Source organism: Paenibacillus sp. BGI2013 (assembly GCF_002843485.1).
In the GTDB taxonomy this organism is placed as follows: domain Bacteria; phylum Bacillota; class Bacilli; order Paenibacillales; family Paenibacillaceae; genus Paenibacillus; species Paenibacillus amylolyticus.
This window is the reverse complement of record NZ_PJFA01000003.1, coordinates 803,645-820,134: the sequence shown is the minus strand read 5'-3', so window position 1 is coordinate 820,134 and position 16,490 is coordinate 803,645. Positions and strand designations below refer to the sequence as shown.

The following is a 16,490-nucleotide window of genomic DNA, read 5'->3' as shown; positions in this document are numbered from 1 at the left end:
TACTAGAGTAAAAGGCTGGCAAAACCCAGCCTCTCCTCATCAAACCGTACGTGAGGTTTTCCCTCATACGGCTTTCCGATGTTTGTCATTCATGGGCGTGCAGATTACAATAGCGTTTTTAATTCATATTGACTGGCGATGTACTTCACCTCGGCTATTGAACCGATCCATTTTCTGCGTTGTCTTTTCTTCGCGTACCACCGGGTTAACCGTTGCAACATATACCAGTCCAGCTTCGCTAATCTCTTTTGGCTGTAGCTCGTGTAGTAATAATTTCTCCACCCTTGAATCTTCGGATTGAGCCATTTCACCTGTTCCTCAAATGATCTGGATCGCATACTCGGTGGGGATAATCGCTCTTTAATGACTCCACGAATACGTTCTTCCGCCTTTTTGGTTAGCCATTGCTGCGTGGTGTAATATACCTTCCCTTGCGACGTTTCTGCTTTCGTTTTGCGGTGGTGCATTCCTAGAAAGTCGAATCCTTCGGCTCCTGTCCATAGACCGACAATCCGGGTTTTGGTCGGGTGTAACATGAGCTCCAGACGTTCCATGATTCTGCGTATAAGTTCAAATGCATGTTCCGCATCCTTTTTGGTTTTACAGACCACGACAAAGTCGTCTGCATACCTTGTCAGGTCTCCCAACCCACTTCCGTGTTTCTCCCATAGCCGGTCAAAGTAGTTCAGATAGATATTCGCTAGAAGCGGTGAAATCACGCCACCTTGCGGTGTTCCTAAATCGGATCGCCTCACCTTTCCTTCTTCCATCACTCCCGCCTGAAGCCACTTCCGTATTAATTTCAAGATTCGCCTGTCATTGATACGCATTTCTACCAGTTTCATGAGCTTCTCTTGATTTATATTGTCGAAGTAGCCTTGGATATCGACGTCGACTACCCAATTTCCTTTGCGGTTGCAGGCTTTCCGAATTCGCTCTAGCGCTCCTTTCGCACTTCGTTTCGGACGAAATCCGAAGGATACTTCCTCGAAATCTGCTTCAAAGATCGGTTCAATCACGAGTTTGGTTGCCATTTGTATGACTCGGTCGCGCACGGTGGGGATGCCTAACGGCCTTTGCTTCCCATCTTTCTTCGGGATATAGTGCCGCCTTACAGCCTGCGGATGATATTTGCCTTCTTTCAGTTCTCGCTCACATTCCGCAAGGAAGCGTGTCTCTCCTTGTTCCTCAATATGTGCGAACGTCACCTCATCTACTCCCGCAGCTCCCTTGTTCGCTTTCACCCGTTTCCAGGCTTCACACAGCACATCCCTGCGATAGACTTTGTCGTACAAAGCATGAAATTTACGCTTCTTGTTCTCCTTGGCCGCATGACCTAGCTTTTCTTGGAGTTCTTGAACTTTTTCCTTTGGTGTTGTTAGCCGGTTGGCATTCACTCACTCGTACCTCCTTCAAAAGCATAAACAAAGCAGGGCTCCTTTCCTCCCCAAGGTTATGTTGTCCTCAGGTTCTTCGGTACTATGAGCCCCTCGGACTCCCTTCCCACAAACGGTTCATTTCATCTTCTGGATTTATAGAGCGTCTCTTTACGGGGTTAAAAAAAAAAAAAAAAATCCCGTGTGGGGGAGGGTCTCCCCAGTTCACTGCATCCTCTTTCAGACCATGCCGTTCCCTTTACGCCGGAGGATTCTTCGCTGTCGCTCCAAGTTCCAAACAGCTTCCTTGGCCTTCGTCGATATGAGCGCGACTCGGCTTCCTCTTGTCCCTCTTGCGAGGCCTTTTTGACGACGCGGCAGAATTCACTTGATGTTACGGCCTGGCGTGTCGCTCGCCCTGTCTCTGACAGGTACTTTTGTCGATACGCTTTTACGCACAGATTTCGCCATACGCAAGTATCCTAGCTACGCAGGGGCTTGGCCCCTCCTGCGACCGGACTTTCACCGGCTAGAAGATGCGTGCTTTTCTGGGCACGCATCATAAGAAAAACGACCTGCTTGTGCAGGTCGTCCTCTTCAGTGATCTATATTGCTCATTTTGGCTGATTTTAGGCCTTTGGAGCGATCATTTTGGCTGGATCGACATATTGATCAAATTGCTCTTCGGTAAGCAGGCCCGTTTGTAACGTCGCCTGTTTCAAAGACAAGCCTTCTTTATGTGCAAGTTTCGCGATTTTGGCTGCATTCTCATAACCAATATGCGGGTTAAGCGCTGTAACCAGCATAAGCGAATTGTTCAGATTATGTTCAATCTGATCCAGATTAGGCTCAATGCCCACGGCACACTTGTCATTAAACGCAATAATGGAGTCCGCCAGGAGTTGCACGGATTGCAAGAAGTTATAGATGATAACCGGTTTGAATACATTCAGTTCAAAATTACCCTGACTTGCCGCGAAACCAATCGCTGCATCATTACCCATGACCTGCGTAACCACCATAGTAATGGCCTCGCTCTGAGTTGGATTGACTTTACCCGGCATAATGGAGCTGCCTGGCTCATTCTCAGGAATACGGATTTCGCCCAATCCACTACGAGGGCCACTGGCCAACCAGCGGACATCATTGGCAATTTTCATCAAATCAGCTGCAAGCGCTTTAACCGCACCGTGCGCATACACAACTTCATCATGACTTGTAAGTGCGTGGAATTTGTTTGGTGCAGATACAAAATCTTTCCCCGTATGTTTGCCAATCTCCTTGGCAGTGAAGTCCCCAAAGTCCGGATGTGCATTAATGCCCGTTCCGACAGCTGTACCGCCGATCGCAAGCTCCTTCAGATACTGTACGCTTTCACGGATCATACGCTCACTCTTGCCCAGCATGGCTTCCCAACCACTGATCTCCTGACCAAGCGTAATTGGTGTTGCATCCTGGAGGTGGGTACGTCCAATCTTGATAATATCCTTGAATGCATCCGACTTGTCTGCAAAAGTGGCTTTTAATACCGCGATTGCTGGCAAAAGTTGATCCTCAACAGCCAGAACACCTGCAACATGCAGAGCCGTTGGGAATGTATCGTTGGAGCTCTGGGACATGTTCACGTCATCATTTGGATGCAGACGCTCTTCCTTGCCCTTTTGCTCCAGCAGTTGGTTCCCCAGATTGGCAATCACTTCGTTCACGTTCATATTGGATTGTGTTCCGCTTCCCGTCTGCCATACTACCAGTGGGAAATGGTCATCAATTCGGCCTGCAATAATCTCGTCTGCTGCATAAGCAATAGCATCGGACTTAGCCGCAGATAATTTACCTAATTTATGGTTACTGGCCGCAGCACTTTTTTTCAAAATGGCAAGGGCACGGATAACTTCCATCGGCATATGTTCACTACCAATCGGGAAGTTCTCCTTGCTGCGCTGCGTCTGAGCTCCCCACAGCCTGTCGGCTGGTACTTTCATTTCGCCTAACGTATCTCTCTCAATGCGGTATTCCACTTGCTTGTCCTCCTCCAAAAAGATGGTTTGGGTCTCTACAAAGCTTGTGTATCTCGTCATATTATACATGATTTGCGAGCAGGTTTTCACCTTTTCGACAAAATTGTAAGCGTAGCGCAAAATGAGCGTGAATTATTTTTGTGACGCAATTGGATACAATCGGCTGCTCTGTTCGAATAGTTCACCTGGTTCCAAACCGATCAATCCGATTTCTTCTGCAGGTATGCCTTCAACATTAGGAGCGTTAACCAGGTTCATCTGTGGTTCAGGACAGAAGAATTCGCCACCCATGTTATTGTTCCAGATCATCCAGTGCTTGTAGGAGGTACCCACATCGTATACCAGTTTGTCTCCAGTACGGTTGTCCGTAAGTTCCATATAGTTACGTCCATTCTGCGGTTCCGCAGTGTAATGATTATCCATGGCAGCAAAGAACGGACTAACCCCGTCTTTCTTCAATTGTTCTTCCTCAGGTGTAAGCGGTTGAAATTGTCCTGTTGGCAGAGAACGCTCATTCAATTCACGACGTTGTCCAATCGTAACTTTAGCCGTGTAATCCGAGGCTTGACTGTCCGGTGCAAAAGGTACAGCAATCGCCGTGTGGAATGCAAACAAATTCGGCATATATTCAGTCCCGTTGTTGCGGACGATCAATTGTTGCTGAAGTCCTTGGCTGCTCAAAGAGTAACGAAGCGTCACCGTAAACGTAAACGGCAGGTACTGATGGAATGTATGTCCTTCTTTCACGTCCTGGCTAAGCAACACATAACTCTCCAGCTGATCAGAACCGTATCCCTCAACCTTCCACTCGGCATCATGCAAAAATCCATGCAAATGGTTACCTGTAGCCGGTTCGTTCACAGGCAACTGATAGACTTTACCGTTCCAGGGGAAGCGTCCATCCTCATAACGGTTCGGTGGAGAAAGAATCGGAATTCCATAGACCGCAGGTGCAGCCATAAACTCATCCATCTGGTCCTGATTCGGTTCTCTCAAGTAACGAAAACCCTTTTCTGTATCACGAAAAGCAACGAGGTTGGCACCCACGCTAGGAATAACTGCCGCTTCAAACTGATTAAAACGAAGCCAAACGGCCGGAATCCCTCCAAATTGTTCTTCAAATGCTGCATTTTGCTGTGTCATCGTTATATGTACCTCCTGCATACTAAGGTTATATTATACGGCTCGACTATATCATGCCCGAGCGCAAAATACCAATCTATGATAGAGAACAAATTCATAATAGAAAAACAAAAAAGACAGGAAAAAGACAGCTGCAATACGTTACGGCTGTCTCTGCTGTCTTTCATATGATGGTTCAATTAATCCACATATTTGCCATGATCCGGCACAGTGCTCTCTTCAAAGTCCAGATCAAGCCGCTTCAAGGATTCACTCAGCATATCTCCGCTCAAGGCATGCCCGTGCCCGGTAATCGCAAGTTTCGGCTCCAGGTGCCTGATATGCTGGACAGATTGATGAGCAGCCTGCCAATCGGTTGTGAAATAGGAAGGCGGGCCATGCAACTGTTTGTCCTGAAGCAACACACTCCACAGCGACTCCTGCTTCACTGTGATGATTGCATCTCCCGCAATTAACAAACGGTCTGCTTCCCGAAACAGCGACACATGTCCAGGCGTATGACCTGGCGTGTGCACCCACTCCCATCCTGATAGACCTGGAACGGAATGATCTTTGGGTAGACTGAATATCCGATCATCCAGATTGATTGCCTCATTAGGATAAGCGAATGACAACCTGGACATTAGACCTCCACCTACAGAAGGGTCCGCTGGCGGGTAATCTTTTAATCCCGTTAAATACGGAATTTCAAGCGGATGAGCATACACTGGCACACCCCAGAATTGTTCCAGTTCAATAACGGTTCCTACATGGTCGAAGTGACCATGCGTCAATATGATCGCAGACGGCGGACCTTGAAATCGTTCTGTTGCAACCTGAACAATATGATCTGTGAACCTCGCCATTCCGGTGTCCACGAGGACCCAGTTCCTGCTTCCTGGCTCTCCGATGAACACGACATTAACGAATAGTGTACGTAGACTGAGAATATCGGGCGCGACTTCTTCAAGTCCCGTCAATCCTTCTGTAATCAGATTGTCAGATGCCATTCACGGTTACCTCCCATTAGGCGGATTGTCTCTCTGGTTCCATTCATCTCGTAGACTTCCCTTTTCTGGATCATCTATTCAACATTTCCAATAAAATAGACGGTATACACCCTGTTTCGGGCATACACCGTCTAGTATAGTCATCGACACAACACAATAGAACAAGAACATCTCGGCCAGTTATGCCGGAAATGCCTCCAAAGCAGCATCGAGCAATTGATTATACAGATCGTCATCATTCTCAAGCAACTCGTCCATACGCAGTAACTCTTCTTCATCACCGGATTGCTCCGTGAAATGCAAGCTATAGTCCCAGTCTTTTCCGTTCTTGCTCATGAAGGTAATCTCATATACTGACTTTTCGCCTTCTGTGCGGTAAACGGTATTTCCCACGTATCCTTTTTCACCTTCACGGCGCATTTCAGTACTTATAATTTCAATATTCACAATCATTCTCTCCTTTAATCTTTCATCTACAGTCGGTCTCCAACATTTCTGGTAAACCTAGTTTGGTAATTATTATTGGTTAATTGTACAATATATAACGTAGCAACGTATACCTTATTCAATGAAGGAACCATTCTGAGTCCTTACATAGTTGTAATGAGGACTATAATAGCCAACAAGCTACGATATTATTATCACATTGGAGGAAAAAATAGCATGAATACTTTTGAAACGAATCTGCAGCAATATGCTGAACTGGCTGTACAAGTTGGTGTCAATGTCCATCCTGGACAAACGCTCGTGGTTAACGCTCCAATCTCGGCAGCACATTTTGTACGACTGATTGTCAAAGCAGCTTACGGTAAAGGTGCGAAATTGGTCAAAGTAAACTGGAGTGATGAAACCGTTACACGTCTTCATTACGATCTTGCACCTGATGAAGCCTTCTCCATTGAACCGAAATGGTTTGCAGCTGAAATGACTGAACTGGTTGAAGAAGGTGCCGCTATTCTGCACGTCATCGCTGAAAATCCGGATTTGCTGAACGGTGTAGCTCAGGAACGCATTATTACTAGCCAAAAAGTGCGCGGCAAAGCGCTCGAAAAATATCGTTCTTATCAGATGGCTGACAAATTCAGCTGGTCTATCGTGGCCGTTCCTTCTCCGGAATGGGCAGCTAAAGTGTTCCCGGATCTGCCGGAAGCACAACAAGTGGACCGCCTGTGGGATGTCATTTTCAAAACAGTACGGATCGGTGAGCAGGATGCTGTTGCCGAATGGAAAACCCATTTGCAAAACCTGGATTCCCGCGCTGATCTGTTGAACAACAAAAAATACAAGAAGCTTCACTATACAGCTCCAGGCACAGACTTGACCATTGAACTTCCAGAAGGTCATATCTGGGTATCCGGTGGAAGTGTGAATGAGCAAGGACATGTCTTTATTGCCAATATGCCTACGGAAGAAGTATTCACGGCTCCGCTGAAAACGGGTGTTAACGGTACAGTGCGCAGCACGAAACCACTGAGCTACGGCGGCAACCTGATTGACGGTTTCTCACTAACATTCGAGAACGGCCGAATTGTTGACTATACCGCCGATCAAGGTCTCGATGCACTCAAAAACCTGATCGAGATAGATGATGGCGCACACTATCTGGGTGAAGTAGCCCTCGTTCCACATCAGTCCCCAATTTCCGATACCAATATTTTGTTCTACAATACTTTGTTTGATGAAAATGCCTCCAACCATTTGGCGATTGGTAATGCCTATGCCTTCTGTCTGGAAGGTGGTAAAACGATGTCCAAAGAAGAGCTGATTGAACGTGGCATGAACTCCAGTCTCACTCATGTAGACTTCATGATTGGATCCGGAGAAATGAACATTCACGGCGTGACCTCCGAAGGTACGGAAGAGCCGATCTTCCTGCAAGGAAACTGGGCATTTTAATCCCGTTTGATGTGATTTAGGAGAGAGGAGATTACTCCTCTCTTTTCCTGCGTCAACAGGTCAAAAATTCAACAATTGGAGGGAACTCATATGTTAAGTTTTGAACAAAAACTGGATCGTTACGCTGAACTGGCTGTAAGAGTAGGTGCTAACGTGCAGCCAGGACAAGTATTTGTCATCTCTGCGATGATTGATACCGCTGAATTTGTACGTTTGCTGGTACGTAAGGGATATGAAGCTGGAGCCAAGCAGGTGATTGTAAAATACGGAGATGAAACCGTCAATCGATTGCGGTTTGAGATGGCCCCTGAGGAATCCTTCCAAGAGCCGCCGAAATGGCATGCAGCGGAGCTTGAAGAACTGGCAGCCAATAATGCAGCCTTCCTGACCGTATTGTCATCCAGCCCAGACCTGATGAAAGGTATTGACCCGGAGCGGATTTCCACCCATCAGCGTACATATGGTCAGGCGATGGCCAAGTACCGTCAGTATCAACAGGCGGATAAAATGAGCTGGACGGGTGTGGCTTGTCCTTCCCCCGATTGGGCAGCCAAAGTATTCCCGGATCTCCCGGCATCTGAGCAGGTTAGCCAGTTGTGGGAAGCCATTTTCGCTGCGGTGAGAGCCGATCTGGAAGACCCTGTAGCGGCTTGGGAACAGCACATTGAACGACTGGAGACCAAAGCCGTTGCACTGAATAACAAGAAGTACCAAGCATTGCACTTCCTCTCCCCAGGGACGGATCTTACTGTCGAGCTTCCAGAAGGTCATATCTGGGCGCAGGCAGGTAGCGTGAATGAGCAAGGCACCCCTTTTGTCGCGAATATCCCGACAGAGGAAGTATTCACCGCTCCAGCCAAACATGGCGTTAATGGCAAAGTGTCCAGCACCAAACCGCTCAGCTATGGCGGCAGTATCATTGATCGTTTTTCACTCACATTTGAGAACGGACGTATCATTGATTTTCATGCTGAAGAAGGTCAGGATACGCTGGAAAGACTCATTTCCATGGATGAAGGATCTCATTACCTCGGCGAAGTCGCTTTGGTTCCCTTCCATTCACCGATCTCTGAGAGTGGCATCCTGTATTACACTACATTGTATGATGAGAATGCGTCGTGCCATCTTGCGATTGGCAGTTCCTATGCATTCAATATCGAAGGTGGCAAAACGATGTCTCCTGAAGAGCTTGCAGCCCGTGGTATGAACACCAGCATCACCCATGTGGACTTCATGATGGGCTCTCCCGAGACGGACATTTACGGTATCACAGCAAACGGCGAACGCGAAGCCATCTTCCTTAAGGGAGACTGGGCGTTTTAACTGATCACGGAGAGTTATCTCCTACTAATGTATTTTCACTGAACAGTCGAAAAGGCTGTCTTGCAACCATGTATTCATGGTTGGCGGGACGGCCTTTTATTAATTTTCAGCCAACTTTCCCGCATGTTATACATACTTCCCTCATCTGGTTTTTCCCGGACCAACCTCCCATTGTATCGTTTCCATATTATGTTGTAAAATGTAATGATACCAATGTTTGTGGATTGTTCACCAGAAAGGAGAACATCATGGCCAATCGGCTCCAGTTATTACTAGCCTCAGATTTCCATAATTTAGGCTTTGCACTTCAAGAAGAAGTGTATTATGAATATTATAATATGGTACATGGTCTTATCGTTTATATCATCAAGGAGCGTGCTGCAGCAGAAGATATTATTCAGGAAGCTTTTATCAAAATCATTAAAAACAAACCCATCTTTGAAGACGAGGTCAAACTGAAAGCCTGGCTCAAGGTTGTCACACGGAACACAGCTATTAATTATCTGAGAAAAAATAAAAATAACCGTAACCAATTGGATACGGATAGTGTTTTTATAGATATGGAGACGATGAATCAGACCGCAGCTTCCGTGGAAAGCATGGTAGAAACGCAGATGATGGAAGAGTCCATTGAATATTATCTCAGACAGCTCAAACCGGAATATCGTGTATTGGTGGAGTTACGGTGGAAAAAAGGTCTCTCCTACCGAGAGATGGCCGAACTGCTGGATACCTCCGAAGACATTGTGAAGCAACGTTTGTTCAGAGCCCGTGGCAGTATCAAGAAGAAATTACATAAGGAATGGGGTGGAAGCATTGAGCAAAGGCAAGTCCGATAAAAACGTGGAGCGATTCGATTCAGAGCTGGAAGACGAATATTTCGACGCTGCGTTTGACCTGGCTTTTGATGAAGCTTTCCATCAGGCCGTCTCTGCCCCTTCCGCCTCCCATACCGAATCCATGCAGAAATCCTGGCAGAAGGTAAACAGGGAAATTAACAGAATCGGTTTACGTAAAAAAAGAATACGTACCTTACGACTTTCAGTTGTCGTAGCTGCGTCCGTGACCATCGGAGCCGTTATTTTCAGCCTGCCGTCCGGTACGCAAGCGGTATCCCCTTTTGTGCAATCCATCAAGGATTGGGGCAATGGCATGAAATCCATTATCATTGAGGATCGTACGACCCAACTGGGGGCTGATCCGTCAACAGCCAAAACGCCTCCACCACCAGAAACCAGCTTGGACGACATTCTTAAAGTACAAGAAGAAGAAGCTCTTAATACACCTTCGTATGAGTTATCGAGCCATCTGTTTCGTCCAGTACTTGTTACGGAAGAGATCGCACGCGAAGGGTTCATGGGTGACTTTCTGTTATCCAAGGCCATTCCCAAGCGATTCAACAAGGTCAAATTCGAACTCGTGATCGATACTGAAAACCCTGTGAATCCAGACGATTATTATGAGTCCACACAAATGAGAGTTCAATATACCAGTGAAGGCAAGAGCATAGAGGATGAGATTATCCAGTTTGATTATGTCCATGTCATGCCTGGGGAGAAAATTGAAGGGGCCATGCTTCGAGATATGAGCACCGTAAAGCTGGCGGATGGCTCGGAAGCACTGATGTATATCGGCCCACCCTATAACTCCTTTCAGTGGATGATGGGTTCCAACAATATGAGTCTGTTTGGCACCCTTTCGGAAGAAGAAATGACTGCTATTGCCAACGATTTTCAAGAGCAGAAGTTTCCAGGCAGCACCCGTCGATAAGATCAGAATAACACGGTGCCAGAGACATGTTTGCTTGTATCCGTGGTACTTCCATCATACGCTGTATGAATACTGGTAACGCGATAATAATATCCTGGCATAACGGTCCAATCCGATGCGGCATTCAGTAAGTTTGTATTCGTTGCATTGTTGGAATTCGTTTTAAAAGTTACCCATGCTGTTCCTGTCCAGCGCTCAAGTCGATAATCTACGGAAAGTGTCTTCATTGCTGTATATGTCATGGTCTTGGTATTGACGATAGCCGATAGTCCACCCCCAGGAATGACTGCACCGACCGCTTGATAGAAATGTCCAAGTTCTCGAGTGGTAGCAAGCGAATGGATGGATGGTTCTGGCGGTGGCGGAGCTGTAAGGGCACCAGAGGACACGTTGATCATCGGGCTTGCAACGGCTGGTTCGGACGTAGGTATAGCCAGGATTGTTGGCACCATTAACAAGGCAACAAGGGTTATTTTTAGTATAGATGCTGCACTCTTTGTTTTCATTTTCCGCATTTGATCCATCCTCCGCTTCCATACTTGATTTTGTGTAAGGGTATAAACGGACGGATCGGGTGACAGGTTTCAAAAAAAAATTAGACGCTCCGATGTTTCTGTCGGCAGCGTCTTTTATCTTTGTATACATCTCCAGCATGGTTGAAACCTAAATTATTCCAGCCCGTATGTATTGGGTAATGGATACACGAAACCATATGAACCAACCAGATTTGCAAATGAGGTGTAAAACTTGAGTAAATTTCAATCCAAATCCAGAAGGCATCGTCACAGCTCCAATCCGAATGAACTACATATCGAAGTTTCCGGCTCGTTCAAACGTTGGCTTGTTATCTTGGTGAGTGCACTTACCGCAGGGACCTTAATATATTTCTTGGCTACAGCTCGGGAAAGCTGGATAAGCATGGGGATTGACCGCTATGTATTGCCCTTTATGATCTGGGGACTTGTACTGTCCCCCATCCTTGCTTTTCTTTTCCTCAGGCAGAGTGTCCGAACCCTTTCCCATGTCAAATTTTTACGTGTTTTCGGGATTGCTTTCTCCCTTCTGCCTCTGGTACTTCTGTTTTATGTGTTACCCGTAACACTTGGCATGGTGAATGATCACCTGACCCAGTTTAAGCAAAATCCCGTGTTATCCACCACTAAGGTGGGGGACTACAATTCTCACGAGGTTACTTTTGTCGATACGCCTATGTACGCCATCATCACCATTAAGACACCGACAACAACCCAATCCACTCGAAAAAAGCTGAATATCCAGCATGATCTGGCTCCGGGAGAGAATGTTTACGTCACTTATAAGCGAATTTCTATCGAGAATAGCTTGGTCACGGAGAACCGTTATGCCGATATTGTCATTCATGCACCCAAAGAATCATGAACATGCAAAGAAGCTGTACGATGACCATTACGTCACCACACAGCTTCATCTGTTACAATTTCGATCTGGCTACGCGCCTTCTTCTTCAACCAATAGTTCCAGCTTAATCACATTTACTCGGGAAATCCGCTTATGTTCTGTCTCTTGAATGACAAATACATAACCCCCATACTCAACCGATTGACCAACCTCAGGTGGAATGGCATCTACTCTGGAGTACAGCCAGCCCCCGATGGTATCGTAATCGGCACGATCCATCTCCAGTCCGAATCGTTCGCTGACTTCTTCAATCAGCATCAATCCATCAATAGAGTATTCCATCTCATCCACTTGTTCAATGACAGGACGCTCATGGTCGAATTCATCCTGAATCTCGCCTACGATCTCTTCCATGATATCTTCAAGTGTAACAAGCCCGGAGGTTCCCCCGTATTCATCAATCAGAATCGCAATCTGTGTCTTGCTACGCTGCATACGCTTGAGCAGATCACTGATTAGCGTGGTATCTGGCACAGCCAGGATGGGCCGGATCACGGAGATGGTATCCGTAAGTTGGGATCGCATCAGATCCTTAATGTGAATAAAGCCGATAATATGATCCTTGTCTCCGTTATATACCGGATACCTTGTTCGCATACTCTCACTGGCAATCTCCAGATTTTCCAGCATGGACTCATTGGCATTCAGACAGATCATTTCCGTCCGCGGAATCATAATTTCACGGGCGGTTGTATCCGTAAAATCAAATATATTATCAACAAGTGCTAATTCAGTGTTATCAATTAAACCGCTCTTATTGCTTTCTTTCATCAGAATGCGTATTTCATCTTCGCTATGTGCGGAGTCCATCTCCGAAGCTGGTGCCATTCGGAACAGTCTCAACAAGCCGTTAGCCATACCGTTCAGTGCCCATATGAATGGATACATTAACTTGTAGAAGAACGTTAGCAAAGCCGCAGACCACAACGTGATCGTCTCAGACTTTCGAATCGCCATCGTTTTGGGAGCAAGTTCTCCCAGTACAATGTGCAAGATTGTAATAATCACAAATGCAATGGCAATAGAGATTCCATGAACGTAGACTGGCCCCAGTCCAAATGCGGTAAACACGGGCTCTAACAGATGTGCAATTGCCGGTTCTCCCAGCCACCCTAGTCCCAGTGAAGCCAAAGTTATACCTAGTTGGCAAGCTGACAGATATGCATCCAGATTACGTACGATATTGGAAGCATAGATGGCATTTTTGTTGCCTGTTTCCACCAAAGCCTCAATCCGGCTTCCACGAACCTTCACCATCGCAAATTCCGCCGACACAAAGAAACCATTCATTAATACAAGTAAACCAATGATTACTAAATTTAAAATACTCGGTAAGGGGTCACTCAAATTTTCATCCTATTCGCCGTCATTCTTCGGCAAATAGGTCCACCTCCTTCGAAAATGTAGGATATTTGCCATTCTGCCGCTCATATGCAATTTCAACTTCCCAATGCTTCCACCTCCACCTTGTTCTGTCGAATAAAAAAGATATGCTTCTTTTATTATATAATTCTAAACTACACAGTCAATCCGTGTCCTATGACAACGAAATGGCACAAACGCCTTTTTTCTTTAACAAAAGTCTCGATTACGCTGTTTTTTTAACATTTCACAAACAATGATCTACCAGAACCAAACCAAAGAGAGCATCCTCGCTCATGCTTCCGCATGGCTGGATACTCTCTTTTTGTAATACGTTATTTCCTCAGATTCTATCCGTTAATTACGATGTCGACTCAATCTCCACTACAGTTTCTGAAGCGGTATTCCAACGCCATCTGGCTAGTTTCCCGCTTGGGTTATGCAATCCACCGATCCAGAATTCATCCTGCTTCAGCAGCGCCCAATCGACTTCTCCATTCAACACCTGAATTCCCAGCTCCGTTAGCGACAGGACTCCGTCACGGAATTTTTCATCATGCTGCTTGAAATTAGGGAAAGTGGTTGCACCGGTCATCTGAAGAAGGGCATGAGGTCCTTCTGTCATCCGCTTCAGATGTGCCCAGTATTCAAGATCACCCATCCCAAGAATATGCAGCTTGTCCCCTACCTCGCGAAATAATGGATACGGATGCTCCACACCTGCTCTTATGGTCTCCAGTGTTGTCTGTTCAATGAGTCCCAGACCGTTCGATACAGATGGCAGACGGGACAAATGTGCCTTAAAGGCAGCTTTCGCAAAGGGTAGCGCAGAAGTATCTGCCTGCAGGTAATCCAGATGATACCGGAAATCAGTCGACGTATAGGCTTCCCAGAACTGTGCACCGGCTTGTAACTCGTTTTTCTCAATCACATGCCAACTGCCGGACAGACGTTCAATTTGTGTGGAGGTAAGCTGTCCAAGTCCTCTAAAGTGCTCAATCTCTGGATACGAGTCAATACAGAGCAGATTCAGTTTCGTATTCTGGAGTGCTTGTCCTTTGAAATAATGCAATAGATACGATAACATCGTCTGATCATAGAGATCGTATTCGAACCATAAGACAATTTCCTTGTATTGTTGAAACGAATGTAACTTGCGTTCAAGTTCCTCAATCTTCAAGTATTCCGCCTGTGGAATGCCCAAATGCTGTTCTAACACGGATGCCCGATTCTGCCGCTCCTTTGTATCTCCCATCTCTTTGGCTACCGGGCCGAACGTATACAACTCTCTCCATACCAGGATGTCTCCCTGAATTCCACTCTCTCTTAAACGATTGGCAGCATGATCCCCATTCATAATGTGTAACAATCCTTTTCCCCCTTCATACAAGTCACTGAATACAGAGACCAGATCCCTTACTGGCATAGAGCGCTTGAGTTTGGATCGGGCATCGAACAGTCTTTTCTTTAATGCAGGTACCTTCACCCCGAGGAAATCCGATATTTCCTTGAGCGAGTATCCTTCCAAATAAAACAGTTCAACAGCAATCCGCATCGATGATGGCAGTATTGCAATGGAATCACGCAGCGTACGATGCATTTCATTTTGCACCGCTTGTTTTTCCGGATTATGCGACTGATCCTCTTCATGGAATACATGCTCCAGCTCCTGAACTGGGATCATGGTATGCTGCTTGCGTCTTAGCCAGCGATAACACTGCCTCTCCACGATTACCTTGAACCACCCGGGAAAAGCCTCAGGAGCTTCCAACTTGGACAGATTGCCAAAGGCTTCAGTAAATGCTTCCTGTACGACATCTTCAGCCCAAAATGTATCTCCTAAACGATTGTAGGCAACAGCAAGAGCCATCCCGCGATATTGAGACATCAGTTGTGCGTAAGCTTCGGTTTCGCCCTTCATCGCTCCTTCAATCCATGAATTCAATGCTATGGACTCCCTTCATATAAGCATGCTGCTTGTTCTATTCATGTATAAGTGCCATGTTATCGCCAAAAGGTTACGTATGACTTTAAACCTATAGTAACCTTCGTATATATGTTTATGTAAAAGCTGTCCTGTCTGCGGATTACCTCCACATTCAGGACAGCGAAATAAATCAGTATGTGTTAGACATGTGACATGTCAGTTATCAATCAACATGATGAAGTGCCAATGATTATCTGCTTGGAGCTTGCGGGTAATTGCCTACCACGCCCGGATATTGATACAACAACGGCTCATCAAATGTAGCATAGTCGAAGTTGACCATCAACAGCATGATTCGTCTACCTGTCTTTGGGTCACTGATGATAATATGGTCACGTCCCGCTGCTTCAATGATACCTTGGAATATGCGAGCGTTCCATTCTTTATTGCCTTCATATGTCATGTAGAACGTACCGAATTTCCCAAGGTTCAAACGTAAAATATTCTCAATGTATGACTGCTCAAACTGTGGAGCAGTTGTTGTAATCACTGCACCCGTTGGTGTCATTGGGCTTCCACTGGATACGAGTGGCGGTACACTTGTGGAGCTTGGTGATACCATCCCTGGCGTTGGTGACATGGCAGGCATTCCGTTACCGATTTTGTAAGACGTACCTTGAACCTGAGAATTGGCTTGTTGACCCAACACGGAATTCGCTTGCTGACCCAGTGTTTGAGTTGTTGGTTGATAAGGCTGATTAATCATGGTGATTCCTCCCAAAATTTAATATACTTCCGGACAGTCATCGCCTGTCGGACTGAAGAAACAATGCGCTTTGAAACGTCCTGTATTTTGCTGGTCATACCACGTTGGTGGGCAGTCGCCCACAGGTCGGAAAAACCACAATGAATTGCTCGCTGGCCAGATGCGCTCTCCATTGATCACCCGTTGTGCGAGACGAATCTCGGACTGTCTTGCCCGTTGGTAAAAGTACCCCTTCTGTGTTGACTCGTAGCCTCCTGGATTCTGGAATACCATACGATTGATATCGCGAATATCCTTAAAGTCCAGACAATCCACCAGCACCCGGTTCACACCTACATTGCCCACAAGCAACATACCCTGATCGCCGTCACCTTCAGCCTCTGCCCTCATGAGCCTAGCCAGCAGCTTGACGTCCTCTGAGTTGGCTTTAATAACAGCCATAGTCTGTTTCCTCCCTTGTTTCAGCTGTTCATCACCGTACAT

General features: G+C 46.2%; 15 protein-coding genes. 5 read left to right on the top strand and 10 right to left on the bottom strand.

Annotated features, from left to right (window positions below; translation table 11 throughout):
* Positions 1-104: 104 nt before the first annotated feature.
* The 5 genes from ltrA to CXK86_RS11040 all read right to left on the bottom strand — a co-directional run bounded on the left by ltrA (position 105) and on the right by CXK86_RS11040 (position 5,979).
* A complete protein-coding gene (gene ltrA / locus CXK86_RS11060) occupies positions 105-1,397 on the bottom strand; it encodes a group II intron reverse transcriptase/maturase (protein ID WP_076250806.1) in 1,293 nt (430 codons plus the stop codon).
* A 608-nt stretch (positions 1,398-2,005) separates the two neighbouring features.
* A complete protein-coding gene (fumC, locus tag CXK86_RS11055) occupies positions 2,006-3,394 on the bottom strand; it encodes a class II fumarate hydratase (RefSeq protein WP_076250332.1) in 1,389 nt (462 codons plus the stop codon).
* A gap of 132 nt (positions 3,395-3,526) precedes the next feature.
* On the bottom strand, positions 3,527-4,537 hold the full coding sequence (locus CXK86_RS11050) for an aldose 1-epimerase (RefSeq protein WP_076250330.1): 1,011 nt from the start codon (positions 4,535-4,537) through the stop codon (positions 3,527-3,529).
* A 179-nt stretch (positions 4,538-4,716) separates the two neighbouring features.
* Positions 4,717-5,526: an MBL fold metallo-hydrolase gene (locus tag CXK86_RS11045; RefSeq protein ID WP_036673769.1), complete on the bottom strand. Its 810-nt coding sequence runs from the start codon at positions 5,524-5,526 to the stop codon at positions 4,717-4,719.
* Between the two features lie 180 nt (positions 5,527-5,706).
* Positions 5,707-5,979, bottom strand: coding sequence for a hypothetical protein (locus CXK86_RS11040; RefSeq protein WP_036613754.1), 273 nt, complete (start codon positions 5,977-5,979; stop codon positions 5,707-5,709).
* A gap of 210 nt (positions 5,980-6,189) precedes the next feature.
* Between CXK86_RS11040 and CXK86_RS11035 the strand changes: the two genes are divergently transcribed.
* The 4 genes from CXK86_RS11035 to CXK86_RS11020 all read left to right on the top strand — a co-directional run bounded on the left by CXK86_RS11035 (position 6,190) and on the right by CXK86_RS11020 (position 10,515).
* On the top strand, positions 6,190-7,422 hold the full coding sequence (locus CXK86_RS11035) for an aminopeptidase (protein WP_074095414.1): 1,233 nt from the start codon (positions 6,190-6,192) through the stop codon (positions 7,420-7,422).
* A gap of 90 nt (positions 7,423-7,512) precedes the next feature.
* A complete protein-coding gene (locus CXK86_RS11030) occupies positions 7,513-8,745 on the top strand; it encodes an aminopeptidase (RefSeq protein ID WP_076250327.1) in 1,233 nt (410 codons plus the stop codon).
* A 248-nt stretch (positions 8,746-8,993) separates the two neighbouring features.
* The gene (locus CXK86_RS11025; RefSeq protein WP_076250324.1) at positions 8,994-9,584 is read left to right on the top strand and encodes an RNA polymerase sigma factor; all 591 of its coding nucleotides are present in this window, start codon (positions 8,994-8,996) and stop codon (positions 9,582-9,584) included.
* Entirely contained in the window at positions 9,562-10,515 is a 954-nt protein-coding gene (locus tag CXK86_RS11020) for a hypothetical protein (protein WP_076250322.1), read from the top strand. Before CXK86_RS11025 ends, CXK86_RS11020 begins: the two co-directional genes overlap by 23 nt.
* A gap of 2 nt (positions 10,516-10,517) precedes the next feature.
* Here the strand turns inward: CXK86_RS11020 and CXK86_RS11015 are convergent, their stop codons facing one another.
* Positions 10,518-11,030 (bottom strand): hypothetical protein, encoded by a 513-nt coding sequence (locus CXK86_RS11015; RefSeq protein WP_076250320.1) that lies wholly within the window; start codon positions 11,028-11,030, stop codon positions 10,518-10,520.
* Positions 11,031-11,262: 232 nt separating this feature from the next.
* Here CXK86_RS11015 and CXK86_RS11010 point away from each other — a divergent pair, with 232 nt between their 5' ends.
* Positions 11,263-11,913, top strand: a complete 651-nt coding sequence (locus tag CXK86_RS11010) for a hypothetical protein (protein ID WP_076250318.1) — start codon at positions 11,263-11,265, stop codon at positions 11,911-11,913.
* 69 nt (positions 11,914-11,982) lie between these two features.
* Here CXK86_RS11010 and CXK86_RS11005 read toward each other — a convergent pair whose 3' ends face one another.
* The 4 genes from CXK86_RS11005 to CXK86_RS10990 form a co-directional block, all read right to left on the bottom strand.
* Complete coding sequence (locus CXK86_RS11005) at positions 11,983-13,299, bottom strand: hemolysin family protein (RefSeq protein ID WP_076250316.1); 1,317 nt, start codon at positions 13,297-13,299, stop codon at positions 11,983-11,985.
* 376 nt (positions 13,300-13,675) lie between these two features.
* A complete protein-coding gene (locus CXK86_RS11000) occupies positions 13,676-15,259 on the bottom strand; it encodes a sigma-70 family RNA polymerase sigma factor (protein WP_083684348.1) in 1,584 nt (527 codons plus the stop codon).
* 232 nt (positions 15,260-15,491) lie between these two features.
* Positions 15,492-15,950, bottom strand: coding sequence for a spore coat protein GerQ (gene gerQ / locus CXK86_RS10995; protein ID WP_036613981.1), 459 nt, complete (start codon positions 15,948-15,950; stop codon positions 15,492-15,494).
* A gap of 75 nt (positions 15,951-16,025) precedes the next feature.
* A complete protein-coding gene (locus tag CXK86_RS10990; protein WP_036613979.1) occupies positions 16,026-16,448 on the bottom strand; it encodes a cell wall hydrolase in 423 nt (140 codons plus the stop codon).
* Positions 16,449-16,490: the final 42 nt, after the last annotated feature.

Coding starts and splice junctions, on each gene's coding strand:
- CXK86_RS11050 (WP_076250330.1), bottom strand. CDS start 4,537: ATGACACAGCAAAATGCAGCATTTGAAGAACAATTTGGAGGGATTCCG.
- CXK86_RS11045 (WP_036673769.1), bottom strand. CDS start 5,526: ATGGCATCTGACAATCTGATTACAGAAGGATTGACGGGACTTGAAGAA.
- CXK86_RS11040 (WP_036613754.1), bottom strand. CDS start 5,979: ATGATTGTGAATATTGAAATTATAAGTACTGAAATGCGCCGTGAAGGT.
- CXK86_RS11035 (WP_074095414.1), top strand. CDS start 6,190: ATGAATACTTTTGAAACGAATCTGCAGCAATATGCTGAACTGGCTGTA.
- CXK86_RS11030 (WP_076250327.1), top strand. CDS start 7,513: ATGTTAAGTTTTGAACAAAAACTGGATCGTTACGCTGAACTGGCTGTA.
- CXK86_RS11025 (WP_076250324.1), top strand. CDS start 8,994: ATGGCCAATCGGCTCCAGTTATTACTAGCCTCAGATTTCCATAATTTA.
- CXK86_RS11015 (WP_076250320.1), bottom strand. CDS start 11,030: ATGCGGAAAATGAAAACAAAGAGTGCAGCATCTATACTAAAAATAACC.
- CXK86_RS10990 (WP_036613979.1), bottom strand. CDS start 16,448: ATGGCTGTTATTAAAGCCAACTCAGAGGACGTCAAGCTGCTGGCTAGG.